We start from the raw sequence: 998 nt of genomic DNA, 5'->3' as shown, positions 1-998 counted from the left end.
CCCGGCCGCAAGGTCCGGGCGCGGGCCGCCTCGTGCGGCCCGCGTCCGGCAACCCTGAAAACCTGAAGTCGCGCGACCGCACCTCGTCGTCCGTCGTTCTCCGCAGCACCTCCGCTCTTCGCTGTCCCTCGTTCTTCGCAGCACCCCGCTCTTCGTAGTCCATCGCTCTTCGCAGCACCCCGTTCTTCGCTGTCCCTCGTTCTTTCCTCGCGCCACGCCGGCAAGCGCGCACCGATTTCTCCGATTACCGCGGCACGCGGCCACGAACAGCGTCGCCCGTCCGTCTTGTTTACAGGAGCCTCGCCATGTCGCTCGCCGTGGTGCGCAGTCGCGCGCCCGCCTCCGGCCGTGCGCCGGACGTCACCGTCGAAGTCCATCTCGCCAACGGGTTGCCGTCGTTCTCGATCGTCGGCCTGCCCGATCTCGAGGTCCGCGAAAGCCGCGAGCGCGTGCGTGCCGCGCTGCAGAACTGCGGCTTCGAATTCCCGGTGCGCCGCATCACCGTCAACCTCGCGCCGGCCGACCTGCCGAAGGAGTCGGGGCGGTTCGACCTGCCGATCGCGCTCGGCATCCTCGCCGCGAACGGCCAGATCCCGGCCGACGCGCTGGCCGGCCGCGAATTCGCGGGCGAACTGTCGCTGACCGGCGCGCTGCGGCCGATGCGCGGCGCGTTCGCGATGGCGTGCGGGGTCGCGCGGGACTCGCAGGTCGCGGAGAGCGGTGCGGGTTCCGGTTCGGGCGCCAACGTGCCTTCCGGTTCGGGCAGCGGTGATCAACGGGCCGCCCCCGATCCGGCCGCCGTCGCGTCAAATGCTCCCGAGCTGTACCTGCCGCTCGCCAGCGCCGCTGAGGCGGCGCTCGTGCCGGGCGTCACCGTGTTCGGTGCGCCGGACCTGCCCGCGCTGTGCGCCCACCTCGCCGGCACGCCCGACGCCGGGCTCGCACCGGTCGCGGCACCGTGCCTCGACGGCCTGCCGATGCCGGCCGCCCCCGATCTC

Annotated in this window: 1 protein-coding gene; it reads left to right on the top strand. The window is 72.7% G+C overall.

What is annotated here, in order from left to right; translation table 11 throughout:
• Positions 1-305: 305 nt before the first annotated feature.
• Positions 306-998, top strand: a 693-nt coding sequence (locus L810_RS39855; RefSeq protein ID WP_042978170.1) for a magnesium chelatase domain-containing protein, incomplete at its 3' end; no start/stop codon positions are given.

It is taken from the genome of Burkholderia sp. AU4i (assembly GCF_000466765.1).
GTDB lineage: Bacteria > Pseudomonadota > Gammaproteobacteria > Burkholderiales > Burkholderiaceae > Burkholderia > Burkholderia cepacia.
Note: the sequence above shows the minus strand (reverse complement) of the source record. Positions and strands in the feature narration are given on the sequence as shown.